Origin of the sequence: Microcoleus sp. FACHB-672 (genome assembly GCF_014695725.1) — a bacterium.
GTDB lineage: Bacteria > Cyanobacteriota > Cyanobacteriia > Cyanobacteriales > Oscillatoriaceae > FACHB-68.
The window spans coordinates 288,810-307,435 of sequence record NZ_JACJOU010000019.1 but is presented as its reverse complement, the minus strand read 5'-3'; the positions used below and the strand labels follow the sequence as shown (position 1 = coordinate 307,435).

18 protein-coding genes and 2 tRNA genes are annotated in these 18,626 nt (G+C 47.6%); 9 read left to right on the top strand and 11 right to left on the bottom strand.

Annotated elements, in window-relative coordinates:
• Nucleotides 1-214 precede the first annotated feature (214 nt).
• Nucleotides 215-406, top strand: coding sequence for a DUF2949 domain-containing protein (locus tag H6F56_RS14865; RefSeq protein WP_190669473.1), 192 nt, complete (start codon nucleotides 215-217; stop codon nucleotides 404-406).
• 172 nt (nucleotides 407-578) lie between these two features.
• On the opposite strand, the gene H6F56_RS14860 is transcribed toward H6F56_RS14865, so the two are convergent.
• From H6F56_RS14860 to lpdA, 4 genes are all read right to left on the bottom strand, one after another.
• Nucleotides 579-1,733 carry a pyridoxal-phosphate-dependent aminotransferase family protein gene (locus H6F56_RS14860; protein ID WP_190669471.1) on the bottom strand — a complete coding sequence of 385 codons (1,155 nt, stop codon included), beginning with the start codon at nucleotides 1,731-1,733 and terminating at the stop codon, nucleotides 579-581.
• Between the two features lie 216 nt (nucleotides 1,734-1,949).
• Nucleotides 1,950-2,231 (bottom strand): DUF5340 domain-containing protein, encoded by a 282-nt coding sequence (locus H6F56_RS14855; protein WP_190669469.1) that lies wholly within the window; start codon nucleotides 2,229-2,231, stop codon nucleotides 1,950-1,952.
• A gap of 357 nt (nucleotides 2,232-2,588) precedes the next feature.
• Nucleotides 2,589-3,476, bottom strand: coding sequence for an indole-3-glycerol phosphate synthase TrpC (gene trpC / locus H6F56_RS14850; protein WP_190669467.1), 888 nt, complete (start codon nucleotides 3,474-3,476; stop codon nucleotides 2,589-2,591).
• Between the two features lie 208 nt (nucleotides 3,477-3,684).
• On the bottom strand, nucleotides 3,685-5,118 hold the full coding sequence (gene lpdA / locus H6F56_RS14845; protein WP_190669464.1) for a dihydrolipoyl dehydrogenase: 1,434 nt from the start codon (nucleotides 5,116-5,118) through the stop codon (nucleotides 3,685-3,687).
• A gap of 487 nt (nucleotides 5,119-5,605) precedes the next feature.
• On the opposite strand from lpdA, the gene H6F56_RS14840 reads away from it, so the two are divergent.
• Entirely contained in the window at nucleotides 5,606-5,875 is a 270-nt protein-coding gene (locus tag H6F56_RS14840) for a hypothetical protein (protein ID WP_190669462.1), read from the top strand.
• On the opposite strand, the gene H6F56_RS14835 is transcribed toward H6F56_RS14840, so the two are convergent.
• The gene (locus H6F56_RS14835) at nucleotides 5,832-6,650 is read right to left on the bottom strand and encodes a TrmH family RNA methyltransferase (RefSeq protein ID WP_190669460.1); all 819 of its coding nucleotides are present in this window, start codon (nucleotides 6,648-6,650) and stop codon (nucleotides 5,832-5,834) included. The genes H6F56_RS14840 and H6F56_RS14835 overlap by 44 nt on opposite strands.
• A gap of 116 nt (nucleotides 6,651-6,766) precedes the next feature.
• A tRNA-Leu gene (locus H6F56_RS14830) sits at nucleotides 6,767-6,848 on the bottom strand.
• A 228-nt stretch (nucleotides 6,849-7,076) separates the two neighbouring features.
• Between H6F56_RS14830 and murA the strand changes: the two genes are divergently transcribed.
• The 5 genes from murA (at nucleotide 7,077) to H6F56_RS14810 (ending at nucleotide 11,980) form a co-directional block, all read left to right on the top strand.
• Nucleotides 7,077-8,459 carry a UDP-N-acetylglucosamine 1-carboxyvinyltransferase gene (gene murA / locus H6F56_RS14825; protein ID WP_242032013.1) on the top strand — a complete coding sequence of 461 codons (1,383 nt, stop codon included), beginning with the start codon at nucleotides 7,077-7,079 and terminating at the stop codon, nucleotides 8,457-8,459.
• A 36-nt stretch (nucleotides 8,460-8,495) separates the two neighbouring features.
• The gene (locus H6F56_RS14820) at nucleotides 8,496-9,371 is read left to right on the top strand and encodes a M48 family metallopeptidase (protein WP_190669458.1); all 876 of its coding nucleotides are present in this window, start codon (nucleotides 8,496-8,498) and stop codon (nucleotides 9,369-9,371) included.
• A tRNA-Leu gene (locus H6F56_RS14815) sits at nucleotides 9,350-9,431 on the top strand. Before H6F56_RS14820 ends, H6F56_RS14815 begins: the two co-directional genes overlap by 22 nt.
• A 224-nt stretch (nucleotides 9,432-9,655) precedes the next feature.
• Entirely contained in the window at nucleotides 9,656-9,781 is a 126-nt protein-coding gene (locus H6F56_RS26885; protein ID WP_255513721.1) for a hypothetical protein, read from the top strand.
• Between the two features lie 15 nt (nucleotides 9,782-9,796).
• Complete coding sequence (locus H6F56_RS14810; protein WP_190669456.1) at nucleotides 9,797-11,980, top strand: DEAD/DEAH box helicase; 2,184 nt, start codon at nucleotides 9,797-9,799, stop codon at nucleotides 11,978-11,980.
• Nucleotides 11,981-12,061: 81 nt separating this feature from the next.
• On the opposite strand, the gene H6F56_RS14805 is transcribed toward H6F56_RS14810, so the two are convergent.
• From H6F56_RS14805 to H6F56_RS14785, 5 genes are all read right to left on the bottom strand, one after another.
• On the bottom strand, nucleotides 12,062-13,027 hold the full coding sequence (locus H6F56_RS14805) for a WD40 repeat domain-containing protein (protein WP_190669455.1): 966 nt from the start codon (nucleotides 13,025-13,027) through the stop codon (nucleotides 12,062-12,064).
• A 150-nt stretch (nucleotides 13,028-13,177) separates the two neighbouring features.
• On the bottom strand, nucleotides 13,178-13,615 hold the full coding sequence (locus H6F56_RS14800) for a heavy metal-responsive transcriptional regulator (RefSeq protein ID WP_190669452.1): 438 nt from the start codon (nucleotides 13,613-13,615) through the stop codon (nucleotides 13,178-13,180).
• 276 nt (nucleotides 13,616-13,891) lie between these two features.
• The gene (locus tag H6F56_RS14795; protein WP_190669450.1) at nucleotides 13,892-14,185 is read right to left on the bottom strand and encodes a hypothetical protein; all 294 of its coding nucleotides are present in this window, start codon (nucleotides 14,183-14,185) and stop codon (nucleotides 13,892-13,894) included.
• A 242-nt stretch (nucleotides 14,186-14,427) separates the two neighbouring features.
• Nucleotides 14,428-14,598 (bottom strand): hypothetical protein, encoded by a 171-nt coding sequence (locus H6F56_RS14790; protein ID WP_190669447.1) that lies wholly within the window; start codon nucleotides 14,596-14,598, stop codon nucleotides 14,428-14,430.
• 94 nt (nucleotides 14,599-14,692) lie between these two features.
• Nucleotides 14,693-14,959 carry a TOBE domain-containing protein gene (locus H6F56_RS14785; protein WP_242032012.1) on the bottom strand — a complete coding sequence of 89 codons (267 nt, stop codon included), beginning with the start codon at nucleotides 14,957-14,959 and terminating at the stop codon, nucleotides 14,693-14,695.
• A 90-nt stretch (nucleotides 14,960-15,049) separates the two neighbouring features.
• On the opposite strand from H6F56_RS14785, the gene ald reads away from it, so the two are divergent.
• Both ald and H6F56_RS14775 read left to right on the top strand, forming a co-directional pair.
• On the top strand, nucleotides 15,050-16,144 hold the full coding sequence (ald, locus tag H6F56_RS14780) for an alanine dehydrogenase (protein ID WP_190669902.1): 1,095 nt from the start codon (nucleotides 15,050-15,052) through the stop codon (nucleotides 16,142-16,144).
• Between the two features lie 984 nt (nucleotides 16,145-17,128).
• Nucleotides 17,129-18,487 carry a tyrosinase family protein gene (locus H6F56_RS14775; RefSeq protein ID WP_190669445.1) on the top strand — a complete coding sequence of 453 codons (1,359 nt, stop codon included), beginning with the start codon at nucleotides 17,129-17,131 and terminating at the stop codon, nucleotides 18,485-18,487.
• Nucleotides 18,488-18,626 lie beyond the last annotated feature (139 nt).

Below are 18,626 nucleotides of genomic sequence, written 5' to 3'. Positions count from 1 at the left end.
GCACGCGAAGAGGACAAGTAGCCTTAGAGCTTTCAGTCCTGGGCGTGACAAAGTTTTAGCAGCGTCTGGCACACAATAAACCGGCTTATCGTCCCTTCATGGGTACGAATCGTCGGCAACCCCGGTGTACAGATTCCATACTGGCTAACTGCACTCTTTAAAAGCAGGATTGATGATACAAAATTAGGTTTAATTGAGGAAGTGGAAGGTAGACATGGCACCCGCAACACACAATAAATTCATCCGATTTTTACAAGACGATTTAGCAATTTCTGCATCCTGTCTTAAAATCGCTCTGCGGCATCGGGAGCAAGATCCAGGCCCATTGCCCATGATTCTTTGGCAGTATGGCTTGGTAACGATTGAACAGTTAGAACGAATCTACGACTGGCTGGAAACAGCATAAGATTTGATTTATGTTATCTAGCTTGTCCACCGGCTTGATCCGGACGCAGGAGAAAATGTTTTTGAAAATTGACTTCGGCAACAATCAAAACAACATAATAAAAAGAGCGGGTTTGTTAAACAGCCCGCTCTTTTGATTTTGAAGCCTAAATAATTAGATTTAAAATTCTTGCCTAAGACTGAGCAAAAATTTCAGCAGCAGCGGCAACACCGGCACCCGGAGTGAAGCTTTTATGACCCAATTCTTTGAAGGCAACTTCTAGAGAAGCAATCGCCGCCAAGATATCACGATCACTGACAAAACCTAAGTGACCAATTCGGAATATCTTGCCCGTAAGATGATCTTGTCCGCCGGCGAGGACAATATCGAACCGCTTTTTCACAATTGAACGCACTTTTTCTGCGTCTATTTGTGCCGGCCCTACGGCTGTGATCGCTGGACTGGCTGCCTCATCCGAGGTCAACAGCGGGAGATCCATTGCTTTAATTGCAGCGCGAGTGGCCTTCATTAAGCGCTGGTGCCGTGCAAAAATATTTTCTAACCCCTCATTCCGCATCATGTTCAGCGAGGCTTGCAGGGCAAAAAACAAGTTGACTGGCGGTGTAAAAGGCGTAGTATTTTTCGCAGCATCTTTACGATACTTACCCAGATCCAAGTAGTAGCGGGGAAGTTTTGCCGTTTTGTAAGCCTCCCAAGCTTTCGGGCTAACACCGACAAAACCCAGCCCAGGAGGAATCATATAGCCTTTTTGTGACCCAGATGCCACAACATCCAATCCCCAGGCATCCATCGGCACATTAACCGCCCCTAAGCTGGTAACGGTGTCTACCATCATCAAGGCTTCGCCATGATCTTTGACGTGCCGGTTGATCGCTTCTAAGTCATTAAGCACGCCGGTGGACGTTTCGCTGTGGGTAAGGATCACGGCTTTGATTTGTTTGCCGGTGTCTGCTGCCAGTTTTTCTCGGAACTGTTCAGGTTCGAGTGCTTTGCCCCACTCTGCGGAAACTTTCTCTACGGCGAGTCCATAAGCTTCACAAACTTCAGCCCACCGATCGCCAAATTTACCATTACAGCCAACCAAAACCCGATCGCCCGGACTCAGAAAGTTGATAATTCCTGCTTCCATCGCGCCGGTGCCGCTGGCTGTCAAAATCAAAACATCGTTTTCCGTTTGGTGCAGCCATTTGAGGTTTTGAGTAACCTCGGCCATGATTTTACTAAAATCACCACTGCGGTGGCCAATTGGGTGCCGAGAGAGCGCGAGTAATGCCTGCTCTGGCACCGGCGTTGGGCCAGGAATCATCAGCATCAGCTTATCGTCCATGAGTCCGTCCTACTGTCTCAAAAATCTTTTTTAGTGGCTAGGGGTGTTTTTATAGCACAAAGCGATATGCAAAAGTAACAGAAAAAATCACTGATTTTTTACTTTTTACTTTCTCGTCCCATTGTGGTAAATGCCGGCAACCGATTCATTTAGAAAAACGAGCGGCAGCAGCATTCATCATTTCAAATCCGCCCATTGCTCGATCCAAATATCGTATCAGGCCGGTGGTTGCTGCTGTGCTTTCCGAAAATTCTGAGTAGAAGCCTGTTCTCCGTTGTTGTCATTGAGTGACCAACGGTACTCTATGGGTACATTCGCTCGTTCACAGCTATCTTCTAGTTGCTTCTGTTGGGCAAGCGCTTTGCGGAGCGTCGAAATTAGCTGATGTACCTGTTCGCGTTGAGAAGGCTTTTGCCCAACAGCAAACATTGTTTGACGCTCTAACAGTTGCAATAGCAATTCGTAGTGGATATGAGAAGGAAGAGGAATAGGCTCCATGAAAGCTGATCTACCTCAAGTGAACCGAGACCTGATCGTCATAAAATGAGGCGTTGCAGAACCAAGCATATAACTGGATCTGGGCGTTTCGCCGCCATTCAAAGAAACCTAAGTTTCCAAACTGCAGAGTCTAGTATTGCATCATACTCTATACCCGCCCCCCCTGCCACGGCAAAGCGATTAGCACGCCTGCTTCAGCCGAGGAAAGGCACACAGGAAAATAATTTATTTTTCCTTAATTAATATGTTTTTGAATGCTAACCGCTCACATTTATCCTTTCACAAATCGGATTTGCCGGCAGTAAAGACCTGACTTGCTCCGATCTGTCTCCACAATTTTTGGTTTGCTGGCAAGTCCTAAGTGTTTAAGAAAAGCTTCGCGATGGCATCGGCTGGGTCTGGCTGTTTCACCAAAGACTCACCAATGAGAACCGCAGTAGCGCCGGCATCTGCAACCCGACTCAAATCCTCTCTGGCGTGCAGCCCCGACTCGCTCACGACTAAAATACCACGTTCACGCAACTGCTCGCCTCGTTCTGCCATCAGTCCAACAGTGGTTTGCAGATCCACAGAAAAGTCTTCCAAATTGCGATTATTAATCCCCACCAACGTTACACCCTCAATGCCCAGCACCCGATCAAGTTCCTCCAAGGTGTGAACTTCTATCAGGGCTGTCATTCCCAAAACCTTAACAATTTTCACGAAATATTGTAAATCCTTGTCAGAAAGAATCGCCGCAATCAACAGCACCGCATCAGCTCCGTTGAGGCGAGCCAGGTAGATTTGGTAGGGATAAATTAGAAAATCCTTGCATAGCACCGACAGCTCAACTGAGGAGCGAACCCGCCGCAAATTCTCAAAGCTGCCTTGAAAAAATTTCTCATCCGTCAAAACCGAGATGCAGCTCGCACCGCCTTGCTGGTAGGCGAGAGCAATCTCCACCGGCTCGAAATCCTCCCGGATTACGCCCTTACTGGGAGACGCCTTCTTGACTTCCGCAATCAGTGCCGGTTGCGTTTTGCCTTCCCGCAACGCCGCCAAAAAATCGCGGGGTGCCGGTGCGCTTTTTACCTGATACTGTAGCTCAGCTAAAGGCAAGCGTTCTCGCAGTTGGGCGACTTCAGTTTCCTTTTGCCAGACAATTTCTTCTAGAATATGGCGCGGTTCCGAGTCAGCCATTTTAACTTGATAGCGCAGGGAAGTAACGGCAACAGATGGATTTGGAGGACGGCGTCGAATGTGCATATTAAGGGAATTGGGGATGGGGCATGGGGCATGGGGCATGGGGAATTGGGCATGGGGCGAGTCTGTGGTAATTCACCACAGGCGAGGGATGGGGCATGGGGGATTGGGCTAATCGCGTCTTTTCTTAAACTCCCCCTCTCCCACTCAGCACTGCCAATGCCATTTCCCACTCTCCCACTCTCCTCCTCCCCCACTCAGGACTTAGGACTCAGTGAGGCGTCAGTGCTCGCTTATAGGCTTCATCCAGCACTTCCGAGAGGGTGGGATGAGTGTGAACCAAGAAGGCTAAATCGCGCACAGATTGCCGGTGGGCGATGGCATTGGCGGCTTCTTGGATTAAATCGGCGGCGTGGATACCCAGAATATGAACACCTAACAATTCGCCGGTGTCTTGCCGGTAAATCACTTTGGCTAAACCGTCGGTTTCCCCTTCGGCAATAGCTTTAGAATTGCCCTTGAAGTATGTCCGCACTGCTCCCACTTCAAATCCTTCGGCTTGGCCCATTTCCTTGGCTGCCGGCTCTGTCATGCCAACAAAGCTAATTTCTGGGTGAGTGAAGGCGGCGGCGGGGATGCAGCGATAATCAACGGTACGAGGACGCCCACAAATATTTTCCACTGCTGTGATGCCCTGTGCGGAGGCTGCATGAGCGAGCATCATCTTGCCGGTGGCGTCGCCAATTGCCCACAGGTGGGGCACCGGCTCACCGCCAGATAATACCGCCATGCGGTCATCAACCGGAATAAAACCGCGCCGGTCAATTTCAACGCCGGCAGCTTCCAATCCCATATCTTTGGTGGCTGGAATGCGTCCTGTTGCAACCAAGCAGGCATCCACTTCTAAAACTTCTACAATTTCTTTGGTTTTGGCGTCGGCAAGTTCAATCACCACCGGCGATCCGGGCGTTACTTTTTTCGCCAAAAGCCCCACTCTGGTTTCAATGTCGCGGGGCGCGATCAGCACGCGCTGAGCTTGTTTGGCAATATCTGGGTCAAACGTAGGCATCAACTGATCTAGGGCTTCGATCATCGTGATTTCACTGCCCAGTGCGGTGTAAATATCGGCAAACTCTAGGCCAATATAACCACTGCCAATGATGGCGATCCAAGACGGCAGTGATTCTAGCTTGATGCCGCCATCACTCGTAAATACGGTTTTTCCGTCAATTTCAATGCCTGGGGGGACAAAAGGAACCGAACCGGGAGCCAAAATAACCTCGTCGGCGGTGACTGTTTTTTCACCTTTGTCTGTCGTGACGGTTACTTTTTGTGATGCAGCTAGCCGGCCCCATCCTTGAATCACATCGACGCCCAGACGTTTGAGGCTATTGGTCATATCGCCGCGAATTTTGCTGACGATGCTGCCGGCATGGTCTGAAATGGCTTGCCGGTCGAACGTCATTTCGCCTAATTGAATCCCCAACGTCTTGAGATGGTGAGCATCCCGCAGTTCCCGCACGCGACCGGCAGCCGCCAGCAAGGCTTTTGAGGGAATGCAGCCCCGGTTAATACAGGTGCCGCCCATTTCAGCCGATTCCACAATCGCCACTTTTAAGCCGCAGCTGACCGCGTGCAAAGCCGCACCATGTCCGCCCACACCGGCCCCGATAATTAGCAAATCGTAATCAAATCCCTGACTCATAGCAATTTTAGATTTTAGATTTTAGGTTTTAGAGTGAGCAGACTACCTATTCAAACATTTTTACTGTTTTGTTTCAACGAAGCTTGCGGCGAAATTAGGGGCACCTCAAGTTAGGGGTGCGCTACCCTCCTTATTGTCAACTGGAGGCGCTCGCTGGCACAAGATTTTTTTCCCGCCTCTGCTGCACAGGTAGGACGCTTGCCATCCTCTGTTAGGGGTTAAAAATTAAATAATGCTGATCTTCCAGACACTCTCTGCGCTTCTCCCCTCGGCAATTACCGGCAGATTGATCGAAGGCCGGCTTGATCCCCTTAATATTCCCACTAGCTACGCCACAGAAAAATAGATAAACTCAGCATAATGCTTGTTGTAAGTGACAGCTAGATTGGCGATATTTATGAATTCTAGAAATTTGCCTTTTATCTTGCAACACTTAGCCGAGGTGAGCAGTTGGAGTCTTTAGTTGTCAAATTGGGAGTCAAGCACTATGGATCGTGATAATCAGCGAGATCTGCGTCGAGAGGCTACACGATCCTTTTTTGATTCGCTTGACCAATTGCAGAAAACCTTAACTGACGAGGAAGTGCAACAGCAAAAATCAGAACCGGCTGTTGAACGTGAGACACCTGCCAAAGCCAACAAAAAGCCGTTAAAAAAAATTGAACTCACTGAGCTAGAACAAGCAGCCGCAGATATTGAGCAGTTTTTTCAATCTAAGTATCCAAAATCGACGGATTGTCAGAATTCTCAGGAGTGAAGCCGCGTTGCCGTTGAGCTTCGTATAATATCAGGGCAGCAGCGATGGCCACATTCAACGACTCCACACCGGCTTTGAGAGGAATTTTGACTTGCCGATCTGCCAACTCTACTAAATCAGCAGATAAGCCAGCCCCTTCATTACCAAGCAAAATCAGCGTAGGGCGGCGGTAGTCAATTTCCCAATAAGTTTCTGGGGCATTGCTAGCAGTTGCGATTACTTGCATTCCCTGCTGCCGGCAGCGACCAACTTCAGCTTTTAAATCGGGACTAACGATTATTGGCAACCGAAACCATGCACCTGCTGACGCCCGCAGCACCTTTGGCTGATCCGCATCTACACTATCCCCACTCAGCCATAAACCGCCTGCACCGGCAGCCGTTGCCGTCCGGATAATGGTGCCAAGGTTGCCCGGATCTTGCAACGTTTCCAAGGCAATACCCAAATCTGTGGTACCGGAGGGTGAAGCGATTGCCGTCCGTTGCGCTGTTGCCACAACGCCATCCGGGTTAACCGTCGTTGCCAACGCTGCAAGCACTTCAGCACTCACTACTTCTGAGCGATCAGCGTTTTCAGTTGCCGTTTCCCACAGATTGGGATGACGTTCCTGCCATTGGGGCGTGCAGCAAACCGTGACGAGGGGGAAGTTCACCGCACACGCTTCTTCCAGCAAATGCGTTCCTTCGATGAGAAATAGCTGTTGTTCCCGCCGGCCTTTGGCAGCGTGCAACTTCCGAATTTGTTTGACTAGAGAATTCTGAAGACTCGTCAGCATGGAAAAAATAAAAGATGAGGGATAAAGGGTGAAAGTTCTTTGCCTGAGTCCGAAAGTAATCGGTTATCGGTCAAAACAAATAATTCCACTGATCTTTTATCTCTCATCCTTAAAAATGCGGAACCCGGGACTTGAACCCGGAAGGCTTGCACCACATGAACCTGAATCATGCGCGTCTACCAATTCCGCCAGTTCCGCTTACTGGTTTATCTCGTATCGCAGTATACTACCGTAGCGCCATTCACTGTGGCTGTCAAGCCGGTTTGCTAAATATCCCTAATTTCAGCAATCATGCGGAAGAAACTGCTAACTTATGGAAGCATAAATCTGGACATCTGACATCTTTCCGGTAAAATCGGAACCAAATCAGAAGTTACAAAGTATTAATTGATCCTGGAGGGTAAACATATTACTTCCTCTCTCAACTTGAAAGATAATCACGCATCTCCTGAAAAAGCAGACAACTCGATTCTGCACATTTGGGGCCGATCTACTCTGCAAGGCCATGTCAAAATTAGCGGGGCGAAAAACGCTGCCTTGGTGGTGATGGCTGGCGCATTGCTCTGTCCAGAGGATTGCCGAATCCGCAACGTTCCGTTATTAGCCGACGTCGCTCGCATGGGCCAAATTCTTTCAGCCCTAGGCGTGAAGATAGAGCGAAATGGGGACATCTTAGACGTTAATGCCACCGAAATCGGGCAATCGCAAGCGCCTTACGAGTTAGTGAGCCAGCTAAGAGCGAGTTTCTTTGCGATTGGGCCAATACTCGCCCGGTTGGGGGCAGCTCAAATCCCTCTACCTGGAGGGTGTGCCATCGGTGCCAGGCCGGTTGAGCTTCACGTTCGCGGTTTGCGGGCGATGGGGGCGGATGTGCAAATTGAGCATGGAATTGTTCATGCTTATGTTACCGGCCCGAACCGGCGCTTAAAGGGTGCCAAAATCTACCTGGACTATCCCAGCGTAGGAGCAACTGAAACCTTGATGATGGCGGCGACGCTGGCTGATGGTGAAACCACGATTGATAACGCGGCTCAAGAGCCAGAAGTTGTGGATCTGGCAAATTTCTGCCGCTCAATGGGGGCAAAAATACAAGGGGCCGGCACCAAGACTATTGTGATTTCTGGGGTGCCAAAATTGCATTCGACCGATTACAGCATCATTCCTGATCGAATAGAAGCTGGGACATTTTTGGTCGCGGGGGCGATTACCCGTTCGGAAATCAGCCTGTCGCCGGTGATTTCGGATGATCTGACGGCGGTCATGGCTAAACTGCGGGCGATTGGGGCGAAAATAATCGCTGACGCGCCCTACCAACTGCGGATTATTCCAGGGGAAAGTAATATAGCAACGGATATTGAAACATTGCCATATCCCGGTTTCCCCACTGATATGCAGGCGCAGTTTATGGCCTTGCTCACCATAAGTGAGGGAGACAGTGTCATTAGCGAGACGGTATTTGAGAATCGGCTGCGTCATGTGGCGGAATTAAACCGCATGGGTGCAGATATTCGCGTCAAAGGCAATCATGCGATTGTGCGAGGTGTACCGATGCTCTCAGGTGCGCCGGTGGTGGCAACCGACTTACGCGCTTCTGCCGCTTTGGTGCTGGCTGGGCTGGCAGCAGAGGGCAAAACCACGATCCAAGGGTTGCAGCACTTAGACCGAGGTTACGAGCGGTTAGATGTCAAACTACAGCAACTCGGCGCTAAATTACAGCGGATACAGGGTGAGCCTGAAGACGTGGAAGCGAATGTGGAAGTGGACAATGAATCGGCGGCAAGCAAGTCAACGGAATCGGCATTAAAATAAAGGTCTGGGACTGTTTACCTGTTGGATGTGGCCGGCATGGATTTCTTGAAGACACCGCTAATCGGTCTGAAAGCAGACCAATTTCGTCACCCGCTCGATCTGGAAGCGACAAATTCCCTCAAGCAACTGCCTGGGTTAGACCTGCTGGTGCGAAATCTGCTAGGGCCAATTGGTGAGCAGTTTTTTTACCTGGACAATATTGCCTCTAGTGTTTTGGTGGGCGAACAGCAGTTGCCGCATTTGCATCAACTGCTGTTAGAAGCCTGCAAAATTCTGGATCTAGAACCGCCGCAACTTTATGTGCGCCAACATCCGGTTCCCAACGCTTATACCTTTGCAATGCGGGGCCGACAACCGTTTATTGTCATGCACACCTCTTTGATTGAGCTGCTGACTCCGCCTGAAATTCAAGCGGTGATCGCTCATGAATTGGGTCATCTCAAGTGCGATCATGGCGTGTATTTGACCTTGGCAAACTTGATGGTGCTTGCCGCCAATCAACTGCCAAACTTGGGCGGAGCGATCGCTCAAAGCTTACAAGCCCAACTTCTAGAGTGGGTGCGATGTGCAGAATTTACTTGTGATCGGGCGGCACTGCTAGCTGCTCAAGATCCGAAGGTAGTGATTTCTCTCCTCATGAAGTTGGCAGGGGGTTCCGCGACTCTGGCACCGCAATTGAATGTGGATGCTTTTCTGGCTCAAGCCCGCGCCTATGATGACATTAGCAGAAACCAGTTGGGAGAAATGCTCAAGCAAGCGCAAACGGCTCAACTGACGCATCCCGTGCCAGTATTACGAGCGCGAGAAATTGATCGGTGGGCAAGTACAAAAGATTATGAATCTTTGTTGCATCAGCGAGAAATGCGCTATAATAAGAACTCAGAACCCAAGGGCGGGTGGCGGAATTGGTAGACGCATCAGACTCAAAATCTGACACCGAAAGGTATGAGAGTTCGATTCTCTCCTCGCCCACTTTCTTTAGCACCGAGTGCTGAGTGCTGAGAAGTGACTGAGTTGAAAGAGGGTAGTCATTATGGCTCAACGGTTGAAAAGCTGGGAGTCCCCTCGCCGTGAGGGAAGAAACTCCAAAGGCAAAGGCGGCGCTGCACGAGCACGACAGCTCAAGAAACAGCAGCAACTACTGCGCAAAAAGCTTCAAGGGGAAACCCAAGACAATAATCAAGGGAAGGGACGCGATGTTCTCTTCCCTTTTTGTTTGGGGTTGCCAGCCGGCAGTCTTGCGGGACTTACAGCGCGATATTTTACAAAATGTTGAAAGAGGGCCGGCTTTAACCCGTCATGCATTAGCTTTGAGCAAGTAGGGTTTGGTAAGCCAGATGGCCGTTGGTAACGAAGATCAGGGTCGCAAGTTCATCACTACAGAACCGCTAGAAGCAAGCACAGAAGCGGGTGAACAGAAAGTTTGGGATGCAGTACGAAGTGCGTTTGCTGATAGAAGTTGTATCGGCTACTGGCGCTATCCTCTTTTTTCCAAAGTAGGAGAAACCAGAAAAGAGCCAGATATTCTCATTGCCGATCAAGAACTTAATCTAATCGTTATTGAAATTCTATCTGTCACCATTGATCAAATTATTGAAATTAACGAAAATGTGTGGCGTTTCCAGAACTTTTTTGCCACAGAATCAAACCCTTATCAGCAAGCTGAAGGGCAACTAAAGGCTCTAATTGCCTACTGTGATCGTGAATCGGCTATTTGTGGCAAAGTTCCGGGACGAGCGCTGGTTGCACTGCCTCTGATCACCCAAAAAGAATGGCAAGAAAAAGGCTTTGAGAAACTTCCCAATCGCCCTTCTATTATCTTCCAAGAGCATTTGAATGAAGCCGGCTTAGTGGAACGCATTCAACAAACCCATCCTGCTGTAGCGGGGAGTAATTTAGATGAGCAACAGTGGGAGTTAATGCTCGCAGTGATCGGCGGGATGCCGGTGCTGAGAAAACCTTCCCGCACGCTTGAATCTAGCAACGATAAAACTCGCGCTAGCATTATTTCAACGTTGCAAGAAAAACTTTATGAATTAGATTTTCAACAAGAACATATCGGTAAAGGTATTCCTCCAGGTATTCAGCGGATGCGGGGAATCGCCGGCTCAGGAAAAACAGTCTTGCTGTGTCAAAAAGCAGCCCATATGCATTTAAAGCATCCAGAGTGGGATATTGCCTTAGTATTTTTTACTCGCACTCTTTACGATTTAATGATTGGATCGGTCGCTCAATGGTTGCGTCATTTCAGTGGAGGAGATATTCAGTATGATCCAAAGATAAATAAAAAGCTGCGAGTGCTTCATGCCTGGGGAGCGAAAGAGCAACCGGGACTTTATAGTACAATTTGTGAATTCCACGGGATTCGACGCAGAACGGCAGGAGACACGAGGGAAAAACAGCCTGGACGTGGATTAGCTGACTTGTGCAAGCGGTTAGCTGAAGAGATAGAAATTCAACCGCTTTTTGATGCAGTTTTGATTGATGAAGGGCAAGATTTAGTTGCTGATGGTGATTTAAAATATCAAGATAAACAAGCAATTTACTGGCTGGCGTATCAGGCATTGCGCCCCGCCGATCCAGAACATCCAGAGCAGCGTCGATTAATTTGGGCGTATGATGAAGCGCAAAGTTTAGATAGCTTAAAAATTCCTACGACTAAAGAATTGTTTGGTGAAAACATTAGCGGGTTATTAACCAAAGGAGCGCAGTATCCGGGGGGAATTAAAAAATATGAAGTGATGCGCCGGTGCTACCGCACGCCAGGGCCAATTCTTACAGCAGCTCATGCGATAGGAATGGGATTGCTTCGTTCAGAGGGAATGCTAACAGGAATTACCCGTGCAGATGATTGGAGAGCAATTGGCTATGAAGTCACCGGCAAGTTTATTCCAGGGCAGCAAATCACGCTTCACCGGCCTCCTCAAAATTCACCGAATCCTATAGGTGAACTGTGGGGAGAACCTGTATTAGAATTTAATATTTATCGCTCTCGTAAAGCAGAATTGAGCGCACTTTCTGAGAAGATTTGGCATAACCTGAGCGAAGACGAACTTAAGCCCAGCCGAGACATTTTAGTTGTCGTATTAGGCGCTAGCGAAGATGCTATTGAGTTAGAAAATCAAGTGGCAAGTTTCTTGATAGAACAAGGTATTGATATCTACATTCCGACTGCTTTAGAATTAAATGAACTAAAACCTCAGTGGCCACACCAGAAACCAAATTGTTTTTGGAAGGAGGGTGGCGTTACCGTGTCTCGGGTTCCCCGCGCAAAAGGCAATGAGGCAAATATGGTTTATGTAGTTGGCTGTGATAATGTTGCTCGAAATGAGAGTGATGTTAGCTTGCGTAATCAGTTATTTATTGCCTTAACACGGGCGCGAGGTTGGGCAAATCTTAGCGGGGTTGGTGATTATCCAATGTATGAAGAAATACAGCAGGTGATAGATAGTGGAGACACTTTTTCATTTACTTATAAGCGCCCCTTAAAGCGAGATATTGGTGACAAAGAAGGAGTTTGAGCGAGCGTTATAGGAATCTAAGTAGATTGTAATATTTCTAGCCGGCAAGATGCCACCACTCCAAGCTTTTCAGATAAAAGTTTAAATTCCGTTGTCGGTTAAAACTTCTTGAGGCAGGGGATTGGCTTGCCAAATCTTAATCAAGCTGTCAAATCCCCCAGTAGCAAGCGTTTGCCCATCTGGGCTGAACGCCAAGGATTGCACCCAGTCAGAATGGGCGGGAAACTTGACAATTAGTTGCTGAGTGTTTAAGTCCCAGATTCGGATACCATCATGACCGGCACTTGCTAATGTTTGCCCGTCTGGATTCATCGCCAGAGAATCAATCTGGTTGGTATGGTCAAAAAGTGTGTGAATCAGTTCTCCTGTTTGGATATTCCACGCTTTAATTGCAGTATCGTAACTGCCGGTAATTAATGTTTGACTGTCTGGCGTGAAAACAAGTGCACTTACCGGCTGTGTATGCCCCTTCAGGGTTCCGATGAAGTTGCCGGTGGACAAATCCCACACTTTTACCGTTGCGTCTTTGCTACCACTCACTAGCAAACGCCCATCAGGACTAATTGCAACTGAATAAAAAATCTCATAGCGCACCCAATTTTGCACGGGTCGCTGCTTCGTTAAATCCCATAATTTAATGCCATCCAAACCGCCGCTGACGAGAGTTTGACCGTTCGGGCTAATCGCTAGAGATAATATATTGCTAGCCGGCTCTGAGAACGTATGATTTAACTTGCCGGTTTTAAAATTCCAAATATTGAGTAGGGAGTCATCACTGCCACTGGCGAGTGTTTCACCATCTGAGGCAATGGCTAGTGCTAGCACTCTCGTTTTATGTCCTTTAAGGGTGCGAATTTTTTCCCCTTTTTGCAAATCCCAAATTCTAATTCTAGGATCTAAACTCCCTCCACCACTGGCAAGAATTTGCCCGTCTGGACTGAAGGAAAGGCTTTCAACAGTTCCTTTATGATCCTCCAAAATCCGAACAAGTCGTGGACTTTTCCAAGCATCGATACTAGGGATGATTCGGGCAGCAGCTTGGGTCATTGAAATTTGGCTTTTTGGTGTTGCATTAACACTTGGAGATTGAGAGGTGTTTGCAATGAGAACTGCAAAAAGAACGCCAAATATCACAGTCTTCCACCTAAGAAAGTGCAAAATTGAGGAGGCCAAATGCAGAATTTTTTTCATCCTTCATCATTCATCATTGTTCGATTGAATGTTTGGACATATTGTTTGAGCGATTAGGTGAGCCGGCGGCTGTTCTTCCCATCCGCTTAGCAGCCCTTGTAATTCAGCTTTTAGCATTTCCAAAGCTGCAATTTGTTCGGCAATTTCTTCTAATTTTGTTTGCAGCCGGTGTTTGACTTCTCCGCAAGGTAAAGCTCCGCCATCATGGACGCTCAAAAGTTCTTGTATTTCACTGAGACTAAGTCCTAAAGATTGCGCTCGCTTAATAAATGCTAACCGATTCATGATCGCTTCATTAAAAAGTCGGTATCCTGAATCAGAGCGTTCTACGGTAGGAGCCAGCAAACCAATTTCATCGTAGTAGCGAATGGTTTTAACCGGCAACCCTGTGCCGGCTGCTACTTCGCCAATTTTAAGCAATTTGGCGATAGCGCGAGTGTTCATAATTCTCGTTTTAATAAGATTTGCCTGGTGATGAGCTACAAAGCTCGCTAAGTTTCTTCTTCTTCTACTAAGCTAATCCGCTCTAGCCGGCAAGCAGTAAAAATTATTACAAGAAAAAAATGGTACGCGCCAGCCGATGGAGGGCTGGAAACTTTTGCTATGCTGCTACCGTGAGCGGATTTCCATCTCAACTTTTCCAATGAGCGGGTTTAACCACCGTGCTAATTACACAGTCAAAATTATCACTCAACCCGCCTTGACAAACTCCTGCATTTTTTATTGAGGACGCCGTTTCTTAGCCGGTGCCAACTGGGGCAACTGAGGGCGTGATGAGCTTGCCGGCAAGTACAGTTCCGGGACTCGTTCTGGTTGTTCAACTTGACTGCGCTGGAATTGCCACCAACGCAGAGCGAGGGCAACGCCGGCCATAGTGAGTCCGAAGGTGAGCAACGATCCGCGAGAGCCGATCCCCCCAATTACAGCATCTACAGCTCCAACTGTAATGATAAAGCTGGTAATTGGTTCTCTACGATAGGCTGACTTCAAAATTCGAGGCCATACAACGTTCATCACAGTCTGCTTGGTTCCTATTTATTTCCGATCTTAAAACTTACAGTGCTAACAACGCTTTAACGCTTCTAGCTCAAGGATACTCTAGCTTAAACTTACACCTTAAGGCGTAGGAAATCTTGACAAAACTTGAATTCCTTCAATTGGTATAGAGCAAGTAACCTTTCCCGAGCAAGCTTCTAAGTGCAAAGACTTGCAGCAAGCGCTGCTTGTTTCAGTTTGGGAAGGGTTACTTGTTGAACTTACTTAAGTCCAAGCCATTCCAGCAAACCCTGGCCGGTGACATACTCAATGATTACGGTTAGCGCAAAGCCAATCATCGCAGCTCGACCGTTCAAGCGCTCGGCGTAGTCATTAAAACCAAACTTCGGCTCCTCAAGTTTGGGTGTGGTGGTGGGTTGTGGTTGAGTCATGGTTTTGTCGCTTAGTTACAATTCTTTACCATTTATTGTCTTCCATTGTAAAGATGGTTGGTATCGCGTCAACCACGACTTTGAGGAACTGAATCTAATCAACCGCTTTGATGACCATGACTTCTGTTGCTTTGATCAGGGCTGTCACTTCGTCCCCTATGGCAATTTTAAGATTTTCTGCAGACCGGCGCGTGATCACTGCATCGATCAAGTTATCTCCAACTTGAATTGTGACTTCTGCCATGATATCTCCCAGTTGAATATCCGTCACTCTACCTGTGAGCTGATTGCGCCCGCTAATTTTAATCGTCACTGCCGGCACCTCAAATATGGCCAAACTCTCTCGATAGGATAGCAGCAAACCATGAGCCAGCTGTCATACAGTGAGAGTATTCGCAGCGCAAGTCAGCAAAGACATAAGCTAAAAGCATGGGTCATAAAGAGGTGGCAGATGGAAATTGGCGTTCCTAAGGAAACGAAGGATCAGGAGTTTCGTGTCGGGTTGAGTCCGAGCAGCGTTCGGGTATTGTGTGAAAAGGGTCATTCGGTGTTTGTGGAAACCGGCGCGGGTGCCGGTGCCGGCTTGCAGGATGAAGATTATGTTCAGGCCGGCGCTAAAATTGTTGGCAGCGCCAAAGACGCTTGGGATAGAGAACTCGTTGTTAAAGTCAAGGAACCGCTGTCGCCAGAGTACCCGTTTCTCCAGAAAGAGCAGTTGCTCTTTACCTATTTGCACCTAGCTGCTGATCGGACTTTGACAGAGCATCTGATTGATTCTGGCGTCAGCGCGATCGCTTATGAAACCGTCGAACTACCAGATAAACGACTGCCTCTACTTACGCCGATGAGCATCATCGCCGGCAGGTTAGCAGTGCAGTTTGGATCGAGATTTTTAGAGCGCCAGCAGGGAGGGCGAGGCGTTCTCTTAGGCGGAGTTCCTGGGGTAATGCCCGGTAAAGTCGTGATTTTAGGTGCCGGTGTTGTTGGCACAGAAGCGGCACGAATGGCTGTAGGAATGGGCGCTCAAGTTCAGATTTTAGATATCAACGTTGAGCGTTTAGCCTATCTCGAAACCCTCTTTGGCTCTAGAGTTCAGCTACTTTACAGTCAGCCCTTGCAAATTGAGTCCCTCGTTCCAGATGCTGACTTGCTGATCGGGGCTGTTTTAGTATTAGGACGACGCGCGCCGGTGCTTGTATCTCGAAATCTTATCGGAAAAATGCGTCCAGGCTCTGTGATTATTGATGTTGCGGTAGATCAGGGGGGGTGTGTGGAAACATTGCGCCCAACCTCTCATACCCATCCCACCTATGTAGAAGAGGGCGTTGTTCACTATGGGGTACCGAATATGCCTGGGGCAGTTCCGTGGACTGCAACCCAAGCCCTTAATAACAGCACTTTACCGTATGTACTCAAGTTGGCAAATCAGGGGATCAAAGCCTTAGACTCTGAGCCGGTTTTGGCAAGTGGGCTAAATGTGCGAAACCACCAGATCGTCCATCCGGCGGTGCGGGAAGTTTTTCCTGATTTAGCGGCAATGTCCTAAGTCTAAGGTACTTTCTTCTCCTGGTGGTGAGTGCTGAGTGTGGAGCGCTATAAACTTATTCAGTCCAAGGATTTGAGCGATACACTCAGTTACTCGCTCACCACTCACGATCACTCCGCGTAATTCCGTAGGGGGATGCTCAGCTTATAGGTTGCCGGTTAAGATCAGTTCATAAAAGTCTGCTTTTTGGAACCATTCATCAATGCATCTAACCACTCTGTCGCACTCAGTAGTTGTATTTCTTGTGCTTTACATAATACCTATTTAGTTATCAAGTGATTATCTTTACAAGATCTTTACATAATCTTCGGTTAAGAAAACTATTTATTATTAATTTATTCATTTTTTTAAAATACACTGAACCTAGTAGCTATTGAAAATATTCGCTACTTAAGTATAACTACAAACACCTAAATATTTTTATTTGTAAAATAAACTAATTCAGTTATTGTACTTACGTGATTAATCCAGAGTTCGTTTTAAAATTAATATAATAAACAAGCTGTACGGCCATTCAGCCAGAGCGAGATGGGTTGATGCGTAAGCAGTTCAAGGATTTTAATAAAAAAAAAGCTGGGAGTCTCAATAAATTTTATAATAATTCAGTAGGACTCAAATTACTAAAAAAATATAAGCTCAAAACAATAATATCCTAGCTTTTTTTAAAATTGCTTGCCGTATTTATTATTTTTTTAACAATACTTTTTAAGTAAAAATGAGAAAGCGTATGGGAAATTACAGCCTTCTCTTTAAAGCTCAAGTTATTTTTTCTAGCAGAAATTTATAAAGATTCCGTGAAAATACAGAGATTTTGAGTGTGAATATGTCGAGATGGCTTTATCCTGGGATAAGCGTAACCAAAAATCTCTAAAGAACGCGGGATTAATTCACTAAATATTTGTAGCTCAGGGTCAGCCGAGAATATTGCGAATGTCGTTTAGCATCCAGCCCCTGAAATTTGTATTGTGTTGGAAGGATAATTACATGAATCTAAAACGCGCTTCTAGCTGGCTCGGCTTAATAACAGGCAGTGCTATCGTGTTTGGTGCAGTACAAGCGCAAGCATATACTTTTAGCCGCAACTACAGACCAAATGACGTTCTGGATTTTAGCGCGCTGGGTTACACATACAGCGGTATAAATGTTCCAGGCGGCACAGCAGGTTTACAGGTCAGAAGAAGCGCGGCTAGCTTGAATGCGACTGAGATATCAAGATTCGTTAGTGCTATCCAGACGTTAAAAACAAGAACAGTGACGGCTGCTAACGGCGCTGTCGTCAGTGAGTACGACCAATTTGTAGCAACCCATTTGGGAGCGATGGATTTAGCCGGTCGCCCTGGGCCAGATGGGCGTCCCTTAGTCAATGCAGCACATGGCAGGGCCGGCTTTTTGCCGTGGCACCGGGCATTTATATATGAATTTGAAAGGGCACTACAAACAGTAGATCCGACTGTCACAATTCCCTACTGGGATTGGACGGATATTAATGGCTCTCAAAACGTGCTCTTTACAAACAATTTTCTCGGAGGCAATGGGATTAACCCCAATGGAACTCCTGGTGGGCCGGTTCAAACAGGGCCTTTCACAGCGGCCAACGGATGGGTTCAGAGAAGTGACTTGAGTGGCGACGTTTGGCTGGGAACCTCCACCGGCAGACAACCACTCAGACGCAATTTGGGCGTGTTCGCCCCAAGAACTGCAACGAATCGGGGAATGATCACCGCTGCCCAGGAAAATACAGCACTCAATACAACCAGCTATCTTACTCTAAACACTCGGCTCGAGTTAAACATCCACAACCCCATGCACAACTGGGTGGGAGGCTCAATGAACACCATGACTTCTCCCAACGCTCCAGAGTTTTGGATGCTTCATGCCAACATAGACCGCCTCTGGGCCAGATGGCAGACTGCTGTTGCGGGTACTGGTCGTTTGGATGGTGTAGGGGCTTATGCTGCTATTGGTACCCAGGCTTACGGACACGACCGGCTCCAGCCAATGTGGCCTTGGGATGGAGGTCAATCAAGGGTTGCCGCTGACTTAGCGGCCTTAATCCCGGGTTTACCAGGTGTTAGTCCACCCAATTCTAATTTCTCATCGTTCCTGATGGCTAGCGCCCCGGAAGACTTATTCTCAGATACTACCGGCAATATGTACAATCCTTGGGGCCATAGTGCCTATCATGGGGATGAGCCGTGTCCTGACGAAATAAATATGCCCTGTGATATGCCCTGCCATCAATCAGAACACGTTCCCGAACCGGCTTCTATATTTGGTCTATTGGCATTTGGGGCATTGGGTGCCGGTCGCTTGCGTAAGGGTAAACAACCACAAAAGGCTTAAAATAACTGCCGGCTAACTTGAGCCTAACTCACTGAATCAGTTAGTTGGTTGCCGGCCATACCGCCTCTGTTAAACTTCTACAAGCTTCCAGAGATTTCAGAAGGATAAAACAAACATTAAAAAAATAAGTAGTTTTGAA

Bases quoted from the DNA above. Each gene is read 5' to 3' on its own strand.
- H6F56_RS14865 (WP_190669473.1), top strand. From the start codon at position 215: ATGGCACCCGCAACACACAATAAATTCATCCGATTTTTACAAGACGAT.
- H6F56_RS14860 (WP_190669471.1), bottom strand. From the start codon at position 1,733: ATGGACGATAAGCTGATGCTGATGATTCCTGGCCCAACGCCGGTGCCA.
- H6F56_RS14855 (WP_190669469.1), bottom strand. From the start codon at position 2,231: ATGGAGCCTATTCCTCTTCCTTCTCATATCCACTACGAATTGCTATTG.
- trpC (WP_190669467.1), bottom strand. From the start codon at position 3,476: ATGCACATTCGACGCCGTCCTCCAAATCCATCTGTTGCCGTTACTTCC.
- lpdA (WP_190669464.1), bottom strand. From the start codon at position 5,118: ATGAGTCAGGGATTTGATTACGATTTGCTAATTATCGGGGCCGGTGTG.
- H6F56_RS14840 (WP_190669462.1), top strand. From the start codon at position 5,606: ATGGATCGTGATAATCAGCGAGATCTGCGTCGAGAGGCTACACGATCC.
- H6F56_RS14835 (WP_190669460.1), bottom strand. From the start codon at position 6,650: ATGCTGACGAGTCTTCAGAATTCTCTAGTCAAACAAATTCGGAAGTTG.
- H6F56_RS14820 (WP_190669458.1), top strand. From the start codon at position 8,496: ATGGATTTCTTGAAGACACCGCTAATCGGTCTGAAAGCAGACCAATTT.
- H6F56_RS26885 (WP_255513721.1), top strand. From the start codon at position 9,656: ATGTTCTCTTCCCTTTTTGTTTGGGGTTGCCAGCCGGCAGTCTTGCGG.
- H6F56_RS14810 (WP_190669456.1), top strand. From the start codon at position 9,797: ATGGCCGTTGGTAACGAAGATCAGGGTCGCAAGTTCATCACTACAGAA.
- H6F56_RS14805 (WP_190669455.1), bottom strand. From the start codon at position 13,027: ATGACCCAAGCTGCTGCCCGAATCATCCCTAGTATCGATGCTTGGAAA.
- H6F56_RS14800 (WP_190669452.1), bottom strand. From the start codon at position 13,615: ATGAACACTCGCGCTATCGCCAAATTGCTTAAAATTGGCGAAGTAGCA.
- H6F56_RS14795 (WP_190669450.1), bottom strand. From the start codon at position 14,185: ATGAACGTTGTATGGCCTCGAATTTTGAAGTCAGCCTATCGTAGAGAA.
- H6F56_RS14790 (WP_190669447.1), bottom strand. From the start codon at position 14,598: ATGACTCAACCACAACCCACCACCACACCCAAACTTGAGGAGCCGAAG.
- ald (WP_190669902.1), top strand. From the start codon at position 15,050: ATGGAAATTGGCGTTCCTAAGGAAACGAAGGATCAGGAGTTTCGTGTC.
- H6F56_RS14775 (WP_190669445.1), top strand. From the start codon at position 17,129: ATGAATCTAAAACGCGCTTCTAGCTGGCTCGGCTTAATAACAGGCAGT.